Consider the following 15,441-nt stretch of genomic DNA (forward strand, 5'->3'; position numbering starts at 1 on the left):
TTCGGGCCTGTTTTGTTCTCTGGTAGAGCAGAGCAGGCTCAGGGCTACTGAAAGCCCGCTCCGTACCGCTTAGCGGTCGGAGCCGGGTAGTTTACGCAGCCAAGCGGGATCCCCCGTAGCCAGGCCAAGGAGAAGCAAGCACAAAAAAGGCAGGGTTAACCTGCCCCCGCCGAGAAGATCGAGAGTTGAGAGCTTGCTCTCGTTGTCGTAATCGTTGCATCAAGGCGCGGTTCCGTTTGTCCAGTTGGCGCTTGCGTGCCGATCCCCCACGACCGCGACGGTTTCTGCCCTGATGGCGAGGAGATTCATGAGATTTCAACAGCATGGGATTCCCCTGATAAACTAAACAGTCCTGCCTGATTCTAAACGAAACCTCAGCAACTGGCCACAAGACTGGCGGCGCAAGCTGCGGCATTTGCGGCTGGGGATAGGCCGTCTTTGTCAATTTATTCGCATCATTCGGCATGGAGGACTCCTTGGGACAGCCAGTCTTTTAGGCGGTGGGTAGCCCGGCAGTCATCCTCGTTGTAGATAAGCGAGTGCTCCAAATATCTGCGCTCCCGAGTTTCCAGCCATTGGCTATACCAGTAAATGGACTGGGCGCCATTGGCATCCGGCAGACGCCATTGAAACCCCAACCAGCGGGCGATGTTTTTCAGGGAATAGCTCTCAATCGGTAACACCACCGAGCGTTGCACCCAGGCCTGTAAATCCACAAAGCGCTGCAACAACTGCCGCAGCTGTCGGGGATCCGTGCGGTATTGCTCCCCCAGCCGTCGGCAGGTCTGCACTTCAAAGCCGTGAAAGTGGTAGATGGGAGCGTCAGGATAGCGTTGTGCCAGTTGCAAGAATTGCTCCCAAGCTTGCCTTTCTTCCCGCGGCTCGGCGGCCAGGCAACTGTGATAGCTCGCAACCTTTTTCCCCTCGGCTTGCTCCACCACCAGCAGGCCCAGCAGATAGGCGACGTTGTGGCGGGGATCCGCCTCGATATCGAAGTACAGCTCTACGGGTGTGGTGGGCAGGGTTTCCGGGGGGGATTGAATCCAGAGAGGCTGCCGGCTGAGGGTGGCACGGGCTTGCAGCTGCAGTTGCAGGGCCACGCCGGATCCCAACTTGGGAATGGCTTGCAACCTATCCAACTGAGCGTTGGCCAGGGCTTCAATCGAGTGGATCCCCGCCTCTTGCAAAAGGGGATAGCGGGATCCCGTTACGCCCGGCAGCAGGCTGAGGGGTTGAGCGGCGGCGTTCAACTGGCGACAATGCTCCCGCCAGTGGCAAAGATGGCAGCGGCTGCGGGCCATGAACACCTGGGGCGGTTCCGGCTGGTTGAGGGAGTGCAGGTACTCCTGCAGCAATTGCCGCACCTGTGCTCGTCGGCGGCTCAGGTGGACGGGGTGCCACTTCCCATCTTTCAGGATCAAAATGCCCCGCTTGGGAACGTTTCCCTGCAGGGATCCGAGCAACTCTGCCTGCAAAGCCAGCAACAATTCGTATTCCGGTTTGGGGCGTTTGCCGATACGAATATGAACCGGCAGGTAAGAGGATCGGGCGGCGTGGCGACTTCTGCCAACGAGAGTGGGATCCCGAATCAGCAGATCCAGGGAGCTGCTCACCCAAACTGAACGTCTCTCTGGAACAGCTTCAGGCGGCAACGCAAGAGCGGGCACCATCTCGTAGTCTTCTGGGGCAGGGATGGGATCCCTTGGAGAGGAGGAGTGAGGGACAGGTTCAGAAGCAAGCTGCAACAGCTCTGCCTCAGCAGTACAGTTGAGATCTTCCTGCGGTTGCCAAAACAGCTCTGCGGCAATCCGTCCGCCGTAGATCCGCTCCGCCCCGTCGGCCATGGCTGCCAAGAGAGCTTCATTGCCCGGCGCAACCCGTTCTCCGGGGAATCGCTCAAACACAGCGGCTGCCAGGGCTTGGCGATCCCGCCGCCATTGCTCCAGCAGGTTGTCCGGCGGCAGCTTGGCCTCTTGAGGGCCAAAGCGATCCAGGTAAGGCAAGCGTCGGCAACGAAAGAAAGCAAGCAGCTCCTCAGACTCAACAGAACCCTGTCCTGCTGCTGCAACCTGGCACTCCAACGGTGGAAAACCTCAGCTCTGCTGCCATTGTGGCACGCCCCCAGGTTGCCCTCTGATCCTTCAAGACTTGGGATCCTGAGCGGGCAGGAGATGGGCGATGATCCGCTCAATCGTCTCAGATTGGCGACGAGCTGTATCGGCTTGCTGTTGACATATTGCCTTTAACTCTCCCAGCCAAGTGCTCTGCTCCTGGGATATCAGCACCTGTTGTTGAACAATGGCTTTCAGATGGGTTAGGTCATCCTTGACGAAGCTGACGGTCTCGGCCAGGGTCAACACAGCCCCAACCAGGCGATCCAGCCGGAAGTCAATTTGGTCGAACCGGTCTTTGCTCTGCATTTTGCTTAGATTTGTCGGTAGAAGCTATCGGCCAATGCTGAAGGGGAGTCGCTTCGCCCAGGGAAGGCCCCCCGCCGAATAGCTAGCCCCCTCAAGCTTGTGTCTTTATTGTTACCCATACGTACAGATACGTACAGATATGCCATGAGCTATCCAGCCCAATTTCCCCTTCCAGAGTCTGTACAGGTGTTGTCTTGGGAGTGCGGTTCACCCTTCAGACGCAATGTGTACTATTTTGCAAGATCCAGAGAAAAACCCCAGAGAACGAAATCACAGCCACGCAAAAGCTCAAGAGACAACCCAGACTGCTGCCAGCAGCAGGGATCCCTGATAAGACCTGCAGCTTGCTGACACGGCTGGCGTATGCTGGAGAATAAAGATTTCTTTACACTTTACCGGAGCGGACTGTGACAGCTCTTTCGACGGCCCCAGCCTTGCCCCAAACCAAGACGGTGGCGGTGGAAATGCAGGGGGTGTGGAAGCGCTTTGGGCAGCAGGTTGCCGTTCAGGATTTGAGCCTGCAGATCCCCCAGGGGGAAGTGTTTGCCCTGTTGGGGCCCAACGGCGCTGGCAAATCCACCACCATCCGCATGCTTACTAGCCTTACCCGACCCAGCCAGGGATCCATCCGGGTGGGGGGGTATGACGTGGTGCGGGATCCGGTGGCGGTGCGGCAGCAAATTGGCGTAGTTCTGCAGCCTATCACCCTAGAGGCAGAGCTGACCGTTTGGGAAAACCTGGAGTTCCACGGGCGTATGCACCACATCCCCAACCCAGAGCGGCAACGGCGCATCGATGAATGGCTGGAGTATGTGCGGCTGGCGGATCGCCGGCAAGACAAAGTGAAAACCCTCTCAGGGGGAATGAAACGACGCTTGCAGGTGGCCAGGGCGTTACTGCATCGCCCCCAGATTTTGTTTTTGGACGAGCCCACTGTCGGGTTGGATCCCCAGGCGCGGCGGCTGTTGTGGGAGATCTTGCGGGATCTCAATCGGCAGGGCATGACCTTGCTGATTACCACCCACTACATGGAGGAGGCAGAAGAGCTGTGCGACCGCATCGGCATCATGGATGGGGGAAGGTTAATCGAGTTGGGCAGCACCGAGCAACTGCGGGCCAAGTATGGAGAGGCCCTGCTGGTGCGATCCTGTCCTGGCCGGGAGGTGGAGTACACCTTTTTCCCCAGCTTGGCGGAAGCTCAGCGGCAGTTGGAGGCAGAACCCGACAAAACCGGCCTCATGGTGCGCCCGGCCAACTTAGAAGACATTTTTGTGCGTTTGACGGGCCGCCGCCTGGATTAGAGAACCCAAAGGATGCTGGCACTTTCATCCCCCAGGCGCAAAAACTGTGTCTTGCTGGAGTGGGGCATTGAGCGTTGCAGTTCTACACTCTGGTCATCTTATTTTTTTATTGGAATAGCGCGTTTATTGGAATGGCGCGGGGTGAACCTGTTTCGCCGTACTGATCCCCGCCTTCCCTCTCTCAAAAGGAGAAAGACTGGAGGTGAGTTGGCGAGTGTTTCAATTTGGCTCGACTTGAAATGACCCGGTGCGCAACAAGTCTCGGCCCGATAACTCCGTCCTGCTCTCGCGCTTAGGCCGGGGAGGATACCAACTTTTTCTCTGCCTACCCCTCTTTGGGGCTGGGGGGCTCAAACTTGTAGCCAACTCCACGCACGGTGCGGATCAACTCCGGTTGGCTGGTATCAGTCTCTAGTTTCTTGCGAATTTGGCCGATGTGGACATCGACCACCCGTTCATCTCCCTCGTGGTTAAAATCCCACACCTCTTGAATCAGCTCAGCCCGTCGCCAAACCCGCCCCGGATGTCGAGCCATAGCATAGAGCAAATCGAACTCCAGTGCTGTTAAGTTGATCAGGCGCTGCTCGCGGATGACTGCTCGGGTTTCCGGGTCGATTACCAAAGAGGCAAAGGTCAAGACCGGTGCGCTGGCAACTTCGGTCTTCATGCGTTGCCGCCGCAGAATGGCTTGCACTCGCGCCTGTAACTCCGGCAGGCTGAAGGGCTTGGTCAGGTAGTCATCTGCCCCCAACTGGAATCCGTGCAACTTATCAGCAGGGCTGACGCGGCTGGTCAACATCAACACGTACACGCCGGTCTCTTTTTGCATTTGCTGGCAGAGATCGTAGCCGCTCACATCCGGCAAGTTCAGATCCAAAATTACCAAGGCCGGCTGAAAAGCGCGCAACTGCTGTAAGCCCTCGGCCCCCGTCATCGCCACCTCAACCGAATACCCCTGCCGCTGCAAGTACCGCTGCAGTAGAGCACAAATGCTGGGATCATCATCGATGATGAGGATGCGTGACATGGCAGCTTGGCACTCTCGAAGTCAGCAGGAGACAAGGTTGCAGGGCGTTGGGGTGTGGGGATCCCTTCGGCAGCTCATGGGCAACAATCGTGCAGAGGCGATGGGCCCTCGGCTCGCGGGTGAATAAAGAGCCCTCTCAACAAGGCAAGCTTGACCCCAACCTCGGCTGGAAAGGGCCACAGGCGCAGGCAATTCATGAGTGATTGAACACTTAAATCTTATTTCAAGTCTTTACGTATGGGGTCACAGGGGGAGTTCATCCTTGTCAAGGCTGCCCTTCTCTCCAAATTAACGGAGGCTTATCCAAGAATCTTGGGCATTATCTTACTGAGTTGCCCAAGGGGAAAAGTAGCGTAAGGAGGATCCGTCAAGCAAGATCCTTAGCACCTGGAGTTAATCTGGAAGCTGTGACGCTGCTGTTCCTGTCTCAAAGTCTCGCTTTAGTGTGGCAGGTGGCGGTTTATCCCGGAGGCTTATGTACACCAATCCCGATGAAGTCTTCCGCAAAGATGTCTGGTTGGCCCTCTTCACGTGGGGGATCCTAGAGTTGGCTTGTTTCGTGATTATCCCCTTTACCGGAGCCTACGCATTCTCGCAAGTGGAGGCTTGGCTGTGGCCCTCTTTGGTTTTGGGGCCGGTGGGGGCGGTGGTAGTGGCTTTTTGTTCTAAAGTGGTGCTGGCTGCTAACAACATCCCGGATCCCAGGAGAAAACAAGCCCAGCGGCAAGTGGCTCAGGTGGTCAGTCTTTTTGGCTTTCTGGGCTTGGCATTGCCCCTCCTTCTGGCAGGATGGGTATTTGGCCGAGAGATTTTGACGACCGACTGGCAGAATAAGTTCACCAACACCAATAAGTAGAAGCTAATCTCCGACGCCCTTGCCCTCTGGGGTCGCGTCGCCCCGTCAGCGTTGCGATTCCTCTGCACAGGCCTAGCAAGAGCGCTGCGGAACACGATACATTGGGATGCAATCACGTCAGCGTTGCGCAGCAGTCGTGCTCTGGCTTTCGTAAATCACCGGTTTTGACGGGGATCCCATCTTCTCTGCGGATTCTTGCCTGCAGCATTGCGGGAAGGTATTTCGGATGGCTAACTACCCGATGCGAGGCCGTTCTTCTCCTGCTTCTGGCGGTTTTCCCTTGGGCACCTTGGTGGTGGTGAGTGTCTCGGTTGGGGCTCTGGCCGCCTTGGCTTGGCAGTTGTGGCAGCTCGTCGCCCCCATGTTGGCCCCCCCTGCCCCGCCTCAATTTCCGCAGGCCGTGCGCTTGGATCCCTTGCCCCGCCCAGCCAGTTTTCCCTCTCCCCCCTCTGGCCCTGCTGCAGGCACTGTTGACCCTGAGGGATTTCCCCCCGGCAGCCGTGGGCGGGTGATCGAGCCCATTGGCCTGGCCATCCGCAGCCAACCTTCTGCCGATGGAGCCTACCAAGGGGGAATTGTGGTGGGGGAAACGGTGACGGTGTTGGAGTACAGCGCCGATGGTCGTTGGCAACGGGTGCGGCGGGAGTTGAATGGACAAGAGGGCTGGGTGCGCGCCGGCAATTTGGGCCCTGTGGATGGTGTTTCAGCCTCAACTTCTCCAGCTCCCACGGTTGAACCCAACCCTGAATCAACTCCTTTGCCGACTCGACCCCCCACGGCAGCAGTGGTTTCCCCAGGTGAGCGGGGACGGGTGATCGAGCCCATTGGCCTGGCGCTGCGGGCCACTCCAGAGCGGGAGGGAACCTACATTGGTGGTGTGCCCATGAACGAGGTGGTGACGGTGCTGGGCCTCAGCGAAGATGGTCGTTGGCAGCGCATCCGCCGTCAGAATGGGCAGGAAGGTTGGGTGCGGGCGGGGAATCTGGCGCAGGAGTAGCCATACAGATGCCCCGGTGGGGGATTGTGACGACCGGGAAGGCTGTGTTTCGGTAGAACAGTACCGATGCCAAGCTATGCTGGGGCTGCAGCTTGTTTACGCGACCGTGCTGGCAGCGCGGAGCAATGGTGAAGTGCGTCGGGGGATCTGCTTTCAGTGCTAGGAGGGCAGAGTTCTTGCCTCTGATCTCCTGGAGATCAAGCAGTTGCTGACCCCATCTTCGCCGCCCATGGACAGACCAAGACCCTGGATCCTTTCTCGTTCTTGCTTGCTACTGCTTCTTGGCTTGCTTGAGCCTGCTCCGGCTTGGGCCCATGGGGTGGAAGCCTCTCTTCGGGCTGTTCCCGCTTTTGAGATCGAGGCCCGCTACGATTCTGGGGAACCGATGGGATCCGCCCGGGTGACGGTATTTGCGCCGACGGATCCCACTACCCCTTGGCAGGAGGGACAGACGGATGCGCGGGGACGATTTCTGCTGCAGCCGGATCCCAACCTGACGGGCCTCTGGCAGGTGCGGATTCGCCAGGCGGGGCATGGGGTGTTGGTCAACGTGCCGGTGGGCGAGGAGTTCCCTCAGACAGAAGGGATCCCCAGCGCTTCCCCACCCTTTGGGCCTTTGCAGCGGGGGGTTATGGCCGCCTGTGTCATTTGGGGCTGTCTGGGCACAGCTCTGTTCTTCTCCAGGCCCCGTCAATCTGGTTACGCAGCGGTGGAGAGCCCACCGGTTTCGGGATCTCCAGGGTCAGGAATCTCAGGCTCCCAGGCTGGCTCCTCTGCTCTGGAGTAGGACTGACCATGCACATCAGCGATGGCATTTTGCCAGCACCGCTTTGGCTAGGGGGTTATGGCATCACCGCCCTGATCACCAGCTACAGCTTGCGGCTTCTCCGTCGCGCCGGCGTTGCCGAGCAATGTCCTTGGTGGGAACGGGATCCCCGCCATATTGCTACGCAACGCTGTCGCGACCAGTTGCCCAAGGCGGCTCTGTTCACGGCTGTCTTTTTTGTGGCCTCTTCGATTCACCTGCCCTTTCCCCCGGCCAGCCTGCATCTGGTGCTGAACGGGTTGATGGGTCTGATGTTGGGGGCTTTGGCCTATCCGGCCATTGTGGTGGGCTTGTTTTTTCAGGCGGTGGCCTTTGGCCATGGGGGCCTGACCACATTGGGCATCAACGCCGCCATTATGGGGATCCCGGCGCTCCTGGCCGGTGGGATTTTTCGGGCAGGCCGTCGGGTGATGGGGGCCGGAGTGTCTGCCTTCTTGGCGGGAGCGGTTGGGGTGGGTCTAGCAGTGCTGTTGTTTTACGGGGTGGTCATGGCTGCTGTGGTTGACGCTGGCAGCGGGATCCTCTCCACAGAAGCCGGTCGTCTGGCTCTTGGGAGCTTGGTGGTGGCCCACATCCCCCTGATGGTGGTGGAGGGGTTGTTCGCCAGTTGGGTGGTGCTGTTTTTGCAGCGGGTACAACCGGCGCTGCTGGGAGAGTATGGCAAGAGATGAAGCCGGCTCAGGGATCCCTTGCTGCTGGCGCGGTCAACAATCCCATCCTCACCCCTCCAAACCCCTTTCCTGGCTGCACCGGTGGCAACCTCTGCCCAAGGTGCTGGGCCTGATGGCGCTGATGGCGGCTTTCGCCTCGGTGAGGTGCCTGGCCCTCTTGCCGCTTATCTGGGCGCTGGTGGCTGGACTGTGGAGCCTGTCGGGATTGCCTTGGAGCCTCGGGCTGAGGCGGCTGGCAGCCCCAGGGCTGTTGGTGGCAGGGTTGATGGGGATCCTTCCCTTCTGGGCGGGGGAAACCATCCTGTGGCGCTGGGGATCCCTGGCTCTGCGTTGGGAGGGGCTGCAGATGGCGCTTCGCATTGGGGGGAGAGGGCTGGCCCTATTTGCCCTCACGATGCTGCTGCTGGAGACCACCCCCACATCGGAACTGTTGGCAGCGTTGCGACAACTGGGGATCCCAGACCTCCTGCTGGAACTGGCCTGGCTCACCCAGCGCTATTTGCAGGAGGTAGCCGCTCAGTGGCAGCAGATGCAACGGGCAGCCCGGCTGAGGGGTTGGCGACCGCGGGGATCCCTGTGGCGTCCTGGGCCGGCTTTGAGGCAAGACCTACCCTTCCTGGCTGCTTCGGTGGGCACCCTGTTGGTGCGCAGCTACGAGCGCTCCGAGCGCACCTATCAGGCGCTGCGACTGCGGGGCTACGGACGGGCACCTCTGTTTTCGACGGCGGCTGGCGGGGATCCCTGGAGCTGGGCGGCCACCGCGTTGGCCGTGGCTACGGCTCTATTGCTCCGCAACGCTGATGCGGCCCTCAACTAGAATAGATAAGCCTCTGGCAAGCTGCCCCCTTTTTGATGCTCAGTCCATGAATGGGTTAGAAGCGACCGTCTCCAGTTTCCCATCCGTTAAGGACTCCGTCCCGCTTACGCGAACAGCGGTGCAGCGTACAAAGGCGTCGGTTGCCGTTTTACACCTGGGCTGTGAGAAAAACCGGGTGGACACCGAGCACATGCTGGGCCTGCTGGCCCAAGCGGGCTACCGGGTGGATGGGGACGAAGAGAGTGCTGACTATGTGATCGTCAATACCTGTAGCTTCATCGAGGCAGCGCGGCGGGAGTCGGTCAGCACCCTGATGGAGTTGGCAGTACAGGGCAAGAAAATCGTTATTGCCGGCTGCTTGGCGCAACACTTCCAAGAGGAGCTGCTGCAGGAGATCCCGGAGGCGGTGGCTATCGTGGGTACCGGCGACTACCACCAGATCGTCCAGGTGATCGAGCGGGCGGAGCGGGGAGAGCGGGTCAATGCCGTTACTTCCAGCTTGGATTACATTGCCGACGAGACCGTACCTCGCTATCGCACCACCCATGCGCCTGTGGCCTACCTGCGGGTAGCCGAGGGCTGTGATTACCGCTGCTCCTTCTGCATCATTCCCCACTTGCGGGGCAACCAACGCTCCCGCTCCATCGAGTCCATCCTCCGGGAAGCAGAACAGCTGGCCGAAGAGGGGGTGCAGGAGCTGATTTTAATTTCCCAGATCACCACCCACTACGGGATCGATCTCTACGGGGAGCCGCGCTTGGCTGAGCTTATCCGCGCCCTGGGCCAGATCCCCATTCCCTGGATCCGCATGCTCTACGCCTACCCCACGGGCATTACCCCCGCCGTGGTGGAGGCCATTCAAGAGACCGCCAATTTCCTGCCTTACCTGGATCTGCCTTTACAGCACAGCCATCCTGAGATCCTCAAGGCCATGAATCGCCCCTGGCAAGGGCAGGTCAACGACCGGGTGATCGAGCGGCTGCGCCAGGCGTTGCCCAATGCCGTGCTGCGCACCAGCTTTATCGTCGGCTTTCCTGGGGAGACGGAGGAGCACTTCCAGCATCTACTAGACTTTGTCCAGCGCCATCAGTTTGACCATGTGGGGGTGTTTACCTTTTCTCCCGAAGAGGGCACCCCTGCCTACCACCTCCCCCATCAGGTTCCAGAGGCTGTCAAACAAGAGCGCCGCGCCCGTCTAATGCAACTGCAGCAAGGCATTGCCTTCCGCCGCAACCGCGAGCAGGTGGGCCGAGTGGTACCTGTACTTTTGGAGCAGGAAAACCCCAGAACCGGCGAGTGGATTGGCCGCTCCCCTCGCTTTGCCCCCGAAGTGGACGGGGTGGTGTACGTGCGTGGGGAGGGCTCTCTGGGATCCCTGGTGCCGGTGCAGATCACCCACGCCGAGCCCTATGATCTCTTCGGTCGGGTGGTGGCAGCGCCGGAGGGTTTTAGCTGGAGCGGGCGGTAGCGGTGCAAAGCACTTTGGTAGGATCTTCATCCACGGGAGAGGAGCTGGGAATGACTACCCTTGGCGGCAGCGGGACCGAGTCTTTAGATGAGCTGAAACAGGCGGCAGCCCGGGCTGCAGTTCAAAAGGTGCAGTCGGGAATGGTGGTGGGGCTGGGCACGGGATCCACAGCCGCCTTTGCTGTCAGCGCCCTAGCAGAGCGGATGCAAAGCGAGGGTCTGCAGATCCTCGGTGTGCCCACCTCCGAGCGCACGGCTGAACAGGCCCGCTCCCTGGGGATCCCGCTGGCTACCCTAGAAGAGCAGCCGCGCCTGGATCTGGCCATCGATGGGGCCGACGAGATTGAAGTGGGATCCCTGAACCTGATCAAAGGGGCAGGAGGGGCCCTGTTGCGGGAAAAATTGGTGGAGGCCAGCGCTGCCGAGCTGATCATCGTTGCCGATGCCTCTAAAAAAGTCGCGCAGTTGGGCACCCGCTTCCCGGTGCCGGTAGAGGTGGTGCGCTTTGGCTGGAAAACCACCTTGGCGCGGGTAGAGGCTCTGGGGTGCACAGCCACCTTACGGCGGAATGCCAACGGGGATCCCTACTTGACGGACGAGCAGCACTACATCCTCGACTGCCAATTCGGCCCCATGGCGGATCCTGCCAAGATCGCCGATCAACTCAAAGGGACGGTGGGGGTTGTGGAACATGGCCTGTTCATCGGCATGGCCAAAGAGGCAATCATCGCCCTCCCGACTGGGATCGAAACGCTGCAACCCAGCTGACAACTTCCTATACCCAGTCGTGTATTGGCGTTGCCCAGGAACTGGGTTTACAGCTTTTTCCGACTTCATGGGAGTTCCGTAGCCAAGCGGGAGCCTTCCCACGCAAGAGATTGATTGACACTGGCTGTGGTAAACAACGCTGAAAAAAGCTGTACAGCTATCCCCAACTCCCCTCTCCCCCTGGGAGAGGGGCTGGGGGTGAGGGGGAGCGCTTGGGAAATGTCTCAATCGGGTCTGAAATGACCATAGACGAAGAGGCTGTAGGCGAATTGGAGTTTCTGCCCGATGCTGACCTTACGAACTGTGGCTGACCTGCTGCAAACTCCCCTGCAGGGGGATCCCCATTTGTTGGGTCTTCCCGTCCAAGCCATTTGCACCGACAGCCGCCAACTCCAGCCAGGCTCAGTCTTCGTGGCGCTGCGGGGGGAACGGTTTGATGGACACGACTTCATTCCACAAGCTTTGGCAAGGGGGGCCGTTGCCGTCATCAGCCAGCGTCCGGTGGCTGGGCCCCATTTTCAAGTCTCAGATACCCTAGCTGCCTACCAGCGCATTGCCAGAGGCTGGCGGGAGCAGTTTCCCCCCTCCGTAGTAGCCATCACGGGTTCAGCAGGCAAAACCACCACCAAGGAAATGCTGGCGGCTGCCCTATCCCGCTACGGCACAGTTCTCAAAAGTGAGGCCAACCACAACAACGACATCGGGGTTGCTCAAACACTGCTCCAGATGCAACCGGAGCATCAGTTTGTGGTTCTGGAAATGGCCATGCGCGGCCCCGGAGAAATTCGCCGGCTGGCTCAGATGGCTCAACCCACCCACGCCTTGATCACCCATATTGGCACCGCCCACATCGGCAGACTGGGATCCCGCGCGGCCATTGCTGCTGCCAAGTGCGAGCTGCTGCAGGAGCTAGGGCAGGGGGTGGCTCTGCTGAATGGAGAAGATCCCTTGCTGTTGTCTACCGCCGCCAGCCTGTGGTCGGGACAAACCCTTACCTATGGTCTGGATCGGGGGGACTTACGGGGAGAATGGGATCCCCAAGCCCAAACGGTAACTGTGGAGGGCCTAACGCTGCCGGTGCCCTTGCCGGGAAGGCATCATGCCCTCAACTGGATGGGGGTGCTGGCTGCTCTGTGCAGCTTGGGGCTGGATTGGGAGCGGCTCCGAGAACCCATTGCTTTGCCTACTCCTCTGGAGGGGCGCAACCGCCATCTCAAGCTGGCAGGAGATGTGGAAATCTGGGACGAAACCTACAACGCCTCGCCGGAAGCGATGATTGCGGCTCTGCACCTATTGGCTCAAACCCCGGGGAAACGGCGCTGGGCCATTCTCGGCCCGATGCGGGAATTGGGAGAGCATGCACCTCAGCTCTATGCGGAGGTGGGTCGGGCGGCTGCCCCTTTGGGGCTGGATCGGGTCTTGCTCTTGGATCCCGAAGGAGAAATGCAACCGCTGCTCGACCAAAAACCGGCAGCCCAGGCAGAACGCTGCGAGGAGGTATCCGAACTGCTGGAAATCTTGCTGCATCAGGTACAAGCTGGGGATCGGCTGCTGTTCAAGGCAGCGCGAGCTGTTGAGCTGGATCGGGTGCTGCGCCGCTTTTTGCAGGAGTGGCAGGCATAGGCTAAACTGAGGGATATATCGATGGAAAGCCCGCGTCCCTCGGTTGAGAGGAGATCAATCCAAGCCGAGTTCATTCCTTGTCGATAACTGCCCTTTTTCCGTACGGCATGTACTACCACAATCCCTCTCTGCGCGAAGAGCCCCGCGATCAGCCGCCAACGGTGGTGCCCTCTCCTAGCAGCCTCTCCATTCTTGACTGGTTGCGCAAAGAGGGCCGGTTGATCGAGCAGCCCATTGAGGTCCCTGAGATGATTTTGGAAGAAGACATCGACGATATCGACGATTTGATCGGGGACGACTACGACGAAGACTTCGAGCCCGAAGAAGAATAGCTGCAGTTGTTGAATGCCTCTTCACCCCCTTTGCCCGGCACAGCAAAGCTGCCGGCTCTTGCAACGAAAATGTAAATTAAATAAATGTAATAGATTTCTCGGCTTGAAAGGATCCCTTTTCAGGTCGTTGTGGTTGGCTGGCAAACGTACCGGAGTTGTTGTTGCAAATCTAAAAGCAGTGGAGCATAATCCCAAAATCCTTGCGTAGATTACGTTTCGCACGTTGAGAGTATCTTTTTCCAAGATTTTTTTGATTTTTAGGAACTCGAACAGGCTCCCCTACGTCTCTAAGGAATGTAAACCTAATCTTTACGAAGGGTTACAGCATATGATTCGCAATCTCTTCACTCTCTCTTTGGCCGTTGCCTCGGCCACCACGTTGGTTGCAGCCCCTATGGTCAATGCCAGCAGCCAGGGCGCGACTTCTGAAAGCGTGAAAACCGCTGCTGCTAGTAGAACCATTGTGGATGTTGCTGCTGAGGCCGGCTCTTTCACCACCCTGATCCAAGCTTTGGAGGCTGCCGACTTGGTGGAAGTGCTTTCTGGGGAAGGCCCCTTCACCGTCTTTGCTCCCACCGATGAGGCTTTTGCAGCTCTGCCGGAAGGCACTTTGGAGGAGTTGCTCTTGCCGGAAAACCGTGAGCGATTGATCCAAATCCTCACCTACCACGTGGTGCCCGGCAAAGTTCTCTCCACCTCTTTGGAAGCTGGGGAAGTGGTTACGGTCGAGGGATCCCCTGTGGAAATCTCTTTGGCTGATGGTGTCAAGGTCAACGATGCCAATGTGGTAACAGCCGACATTGAAGCTTCCAACGGTGTCATCCACGTGATCGACAAGGTGATCTTGCCTCCACAAGGGTGACCTACCAACGCCATGGATTCTAGGCCCTTCAGGGTCTAGCCCTCTGGCAGCCCCTGCTCTGGTGGCGGGGGTTTCGTGTTGGGATCCCCAGCTATTCCGTTCTTTGGGCAAGGGATCCCCAATTTCATAGGTCGATGCCAACGCTGGAAGCGTAGATTGCCTCCACCGACACGCCGGACACCCGTTGAGGACGCACGATCATGTACTCATTGTCCATTTGCTTGGGCAAGGTGATGAACTCTTCGCCGCCCACCATGAGGTTGTTGATCAGCTCGGTGTATTCTCTGGCTTCTTTGACCCGTACCTGCATGGTTTGTCCACCTTCCAGCATGATGTGGACAAGATATCCGTCAGGTTTTCTGGCCATGGATGCTCCTGCTGGGTGAACCGAAGGACGAGACGAGGGGTGTTCTTATGAACATTATTCCCCCTTTCGAGACCCCTAACCAACCCCTGACTCTTCCGTGAAATCTGGAATTGAGCTGCGCCAAACCGAATTCCAAGCCGTAGCATAGTGAAAGTGAAATGTGCCCATTTTAATCTTCCTCGCGCTCCATGCCCCATTTGCCTGATGTTTCTGCTGCCCACCGTGAGCTGGAGTGGAACGGAGTTCCTTCCACGCCGACAAACGACGCCCAACCCCTGAGCCGCTCTACCGTGAAGGATCCCATCACCGCCCGTTCCGACATCATCGCCGTCGGGGGAGCAGAGGATAAGGAAAATGAGCGCCACATCCTTTGGGAGTTCTTCCGCCGAGCGGGGGGAAAGTCTGCCCACATCACCATCGTGCCCGCGGCTTCTGGGATCCCGGCGGTGCTGGGGGAGATCTACGCCAACATTTTTCAGCAGATGGGGGCAGCCAGCCTCCAAGTTCTGGATATCCGCAGCCCGATGGAGGCAAGGGATCCCGATAACGTCGAGAAAATTCGCTTCTCCACCGGCATCTACTTCACGGGTGGGGATCAGGAGCGGCTGGCAGAGGTGCTGGCCCACAGCGAGCTGATGGAGGCCATTCGACAGCAGTGGCAGCGGGGGCAGACGGTGATTGCCGGAACCAGCGCCGGAGCTTCTGCGTTGGGGCAGCAGATGATCTCCCGCGGCTACAGCGGAGAACCGCCCACGCCGGCAATTGTAACGGTGAAGACGGGCTTGGGCCTTTTGCCTCGCGTCATCATCGATCAACATTTCCATCAGCGCAATCGCCTGGTGCGGCTGGTTACGGCGGTGGCCCACTACCCCCAATGTCTGGGCATCGGCATTGATGAGAATACGGCGGTGGTGATCCAGGCCGACGATGTGATGGAGGTGATCGGCTTGGGCACAGTGACAATTGTGGACGGGACGCAACTGTACTCGACCGTTCAGGAGGCGGCGGCGGATGAGTATTTTCGGCTGCACAATGCCCGCATTCACTTTTTGCCGCCGGGATCCCGATTCGATCTCAACACCTTGTCTCCACTCTGACTGCTGAAAT

At 58.9% G+C, this 15,441-nt stretch carries 17 protein-coding genes; 12 read left to right on the forward strand and 5 right to left on the reverse strand.

The window, feature by feature from the left end; translation table 11 throughout:
- Positions 1–91: 91 nt before the first annotated feature.
- The 3 genes from ACVWXW_RS08945 to ACVWXW_RS08955 all read right to left on the reverse strand — a co-directional run bounded on the left by ACVWXW_RS08945 (position 92) and on the right by ACVWXW_RS08955 (position 2,420).
- Positions 92–325, reverse strand: a complete 234-nt coding sequence (locus ACVWXW_RS08945; RefSeq protein WP_457387631.1) for a hypothetical protein — start codon at positions 323–325, stop codon at positions 92–94.
- Between the two features lie 130 nt (positions 326–455).
- The gene (locus tag ACVWXW_RS08950; protein ID WP_457403589.1) at positions 456–2,081 is read right to left on the reverse strand and encodes a TM0106 family RecB-like putative nuclease; all 1,626 of its coding nucleotides are present in this window, start codon (positions 2,079–2,081) and stop codon (positions 456–458) included.
- Positions 2,082–2,141: 60 nt separating this feature from the next.
- Positions 2,142–2,420 (reverse strand): hypothetical protein, encoded by a 279-nt coding sequence (locus ACVWXW_RS08955; protein WP_011431115.1) that lies wholly within the window; start codon positions 2,418–2,420, stop codon positions 2,142–2,144.
- Positions 2,421–2,872: 452 nt separating this feature from the next.
- Between ACVWXW_RS08955 and ACVWXW_RS08960 the strand changes: the two genes are divergently transcribed.
- A complete protein-coding gene (locus ACVWXW_RS08960; RefSeq protein WP_011433616.1) occupies positions 2,873–3,721 on the forward strand; it encodes an ABC transporter ATP-binding protein in 849 nt (282 codons plus the stop codon).
- Between the two features lie 325 nt (positions 3,722–4,046).
- Here the strand turns inward: ACVWXW_RS08960 and ACVWXW_RS08965 are convergent, their stop codons facing one another.
- On the reverse strand, positions 4,047–4,748 hold the full coding sequence (locus ACVWXW_RS08965; RefSeq protein ID WP_457396140.1) for a response regulator transcription factor: 702 nt from the start codon (positions 4,746–4,748) through the stop codon (positions 4,047–4,049).
- Between the two features lie 475 nt (positions 4,749–5,223).
- Between ACVWXW_RS08965 and ACVWXW_RS08970 the strand changes: the two genes are divergently transcribed.
- From ACVWXW_RS08970 to ACVWXW_RS09015, 10 genes are all read left to right on the forward strand, one after another.
- Positions 5,224–5,604: a hypothetical protein gene (locus ACVWXW_RS08970; RefSeq protein ID WP_414342412.1), complete on the forward strand. Its 381-nt coding sequence runs from the start codon at positions 5,224–5,226 to the stop codon at positions 5,602–5,604.
- A gap of 226 nt (positions 5,605–5,830) precedes the next feature.
- Entirely contained in the window at positions 5,831–6,601 is a 771-nt protein-coding gene (locus ACVWXW_RS08975; RefSeq protein WP_457403591.1) for an SH3 domain-containing protein, read from the forward strand.
- Between the two features lie 319 nt (positions 6,602–6,920).
- On the forward strand, positions 6,921–7,388 hold the full coding sequence (locus ACVWXW_RS08980; RefSeq protein WP_414388357.1) for a hypothetical protein: 468 nt from the start codon (positions 6,921–6,923) through the stop codon (positions 7,386–7,388).
- A gap of 8 nt (positions 7,389–7,396) precedes the next feature.
- The gene (gene cbiM, locus ACVWXW_RS08985) at positions 7,397–8,098 is read left to right on the forward strand and encodes a cobalt transporter CbiM (protein ID WP_457403592.1); all 702 of its coding nucleotides are present in this window, start codon (positions 7,397–7,399) and stop codon (positions 8,096–8,098) included.
- Complete coding sequence (gene cbiQ, locus ACVWXW_RS08990; protein ID WP_457403593.1) at positions 8,085–8,915, forward strand: cobalt ECF transporter T component CbiQ; 831 nt, start codon at positions 8,085–8,087, stop codon at positions 8,913–8,915. Before cbiM ends, cbiQ begins: the two co-directional genes overlap by 14 nt.
- On the forward strand, positions 8,899–10,383 hold the full coding sequence (gene rimO, locus ACVWXW_RS08995) for a 30S ribosomal protein S12 methylthiotransferase RimO (protein ID WP_457403595.1): 1,485 nt from the start codon (positions 8,899–8,901) through the stop codon (positions 10,381–10,383). Before cbiQ ends, rimO begins: the two co-directional genes overlap by 17 nt.
- Positions 10,384–10,433: 50 nt before the next feature.
- Complete coding sequence (rpiA, locus tag ACVWXW_RS09000) at positions 10,434–11,150, forward strand: ribose-5-phosphate isomerase RpiA (protein WP_457403597.1); 717 nt, start codon at positions 10,434–10,436, stop codon at positions 11,148–11,150.
- 285 nt (positions 11,151–11,435) lie between these two features.
- Positions 11,436–12,773: a UDP-N-acetylmuramoyl-tripeptide--D-alanyl-D-alanine ligase gene (locus ACVWXW_RS09005; protein WP_457403598.1), complete on the forward strand. Its 1,338-nt coding sequence runs from the start codon at positions 11,436–11,438 to the stop codon at positions 12,771–12,773.
- A gap of 77 nt (positions 12,774–12,850) precedes the next feature.
- Positions 12,851–13,105, forward strand: coding sequence for a DUF3134 family protein (locus tag ACVWXW_RS09010; RefSeq protein ID WP_457403599.1), 255 nt, complete (start codon positions 12,851–12,853; stop codon positions 13,103–13,105).
- A 328-nt stretch (positions 13,106–13,433) separates the two neighbouring features.
- Complete coding sequence (locus tag ACVWXW_RS09015) at positions 13,434–13,967, forward strand: fasciclin domain-containing protein (protein ID WP_457398116.1); 534 nt, start codon at positions 13,434–13,436, stop codon at positions 13,965–13,967.
- Between the two features lie 124 nt (positions 13,968–14,091).
- Here ACVWXW_RS09015 and ACVWXW_RS09020 read toward each other — a convergent pair whose 3' ends face one another.
- Positions 14,092–14,334, reverse strand: coding sequence for a hypothetical protein (locus ACVWXW_RS09020; RefSeq protein ID WP_011433628.1), 243 nt, complete (start codon positions 14,332–14,334; stop codon positions 14,092–14,094).
- Positions 14,335–14,522: 188 nt separating this feature from the next.
- Here ACVWXW_RS09020 and ACVWXW_RS09025 point away from each other — a divergent pair, with 188 nt between their 5' ends.
- Positions 14,523–15,431, forward strand: a complete 909-nt coding sequence (locus ACVWXW_RS09025; protein WP_148202746.1) for a cyanophycinase — start codon at positions 14,523–14,525, stop codon at positions 15,429–15,431.
- Positions 15,432–15,441: the final 10 nt, after the last annotated feature.

The sequence above is a fragment of the Thermostichus sp. MS-CIW-30 genome, from assembly GCF_054058015.1.

Bases quoted from the DNA above. Each gene is read 5' to 3' on its own strand.
- ACVWXW_RS08945 (WP_457387631.1), bottom strand. From the start codon at position 325: ATGCTGTTGAAATCTCATGAATCTCCTCGCCATCAGGGCAGAAACCGT.
- ACVWXW_RS08955 (WP_011431115.1), bottom strand. From the start codon at position 2,420: ATGCAGAGCAAAGACCGGTTCGACCAAATTGACTTCCGGCTGGATCGC.
- ACVWXW_RS08965 (WP_457396140.1), bottom strand. From the start codon at position 4,748: ATGTCACGCATCCTCATCATCGATGATGATCCCAGCATTTGTGCTCTA.
- ACVWXW_RS08970 (WP_414342412.1), top strand. From the start codon at position 5,224: ATGTACACCAATCCCGATGAAGTCTTCCGCAAAGATGTCTGGTTGGCC.
- ACVWXW_RS08975 (WP_457403591.1), top strand. From the start codon at position 5,831: ATGGCTAACTACCCGATGCGAGGCCGTTCTTCTCCTGCTTCTGGCGGT.
- cbiM (WP_457403592.1), top strand. From the start codon at position 7,397: ATGCACATCAGCGATGGCATTTTGCCAGCACCGCTTTGGCTAGGGGGT.
- cbiQ (WP_457403593.1), top strand. From the start codon at position 8,085: ATGGCAAGAGATGAAGCCGGCTCAGGGATCCCTTGCTGCTGGCGCGGT.
- rimO (WP_457403595.1), top strand. From the start codon at position 8,899: ATGCGGCCCTCAACTAGAATAGATAAGCCTCTGGCAAGCTGCCCCCTT.
- rpiA (WP_457403597.1), top strand. From the start codon at position 10,434: ATGACTACCCTTGGCGGCAGCGGGACCGAGTCTTTAGATGAGCTGAAA.
- ACVWXW_RS09005 (WP_457403598.1), top strand. From the start codon at position 11,436: ATGCTGACCTTACGAACTGTGGCTGACCTGCTGCAAACTCCCCTGCAG.
- ACVWXW_RS09015 (WP_457398116.1), top strand. From the start codon at position 13,434: ATGATTCGCAATCTCTTCACTCTCTCTTTGGCCGTTGCCTCGGCCACC.
- ACVWXW_RS09020 (WP_011433628.1), bottom strand. From the start codon at position 14,334: ATGGCCAGAAAACCTGACGGATATCTTGTCCACATCATGCTGGAAGGT.
- ACVWXW_RS09025 (WP_148202746.1), top strand. From the start codon at position 14,523: ATGCCCCATTTGCCTGATGTTTCTGCTGCCCACCGTGAGCTGGAGTGG.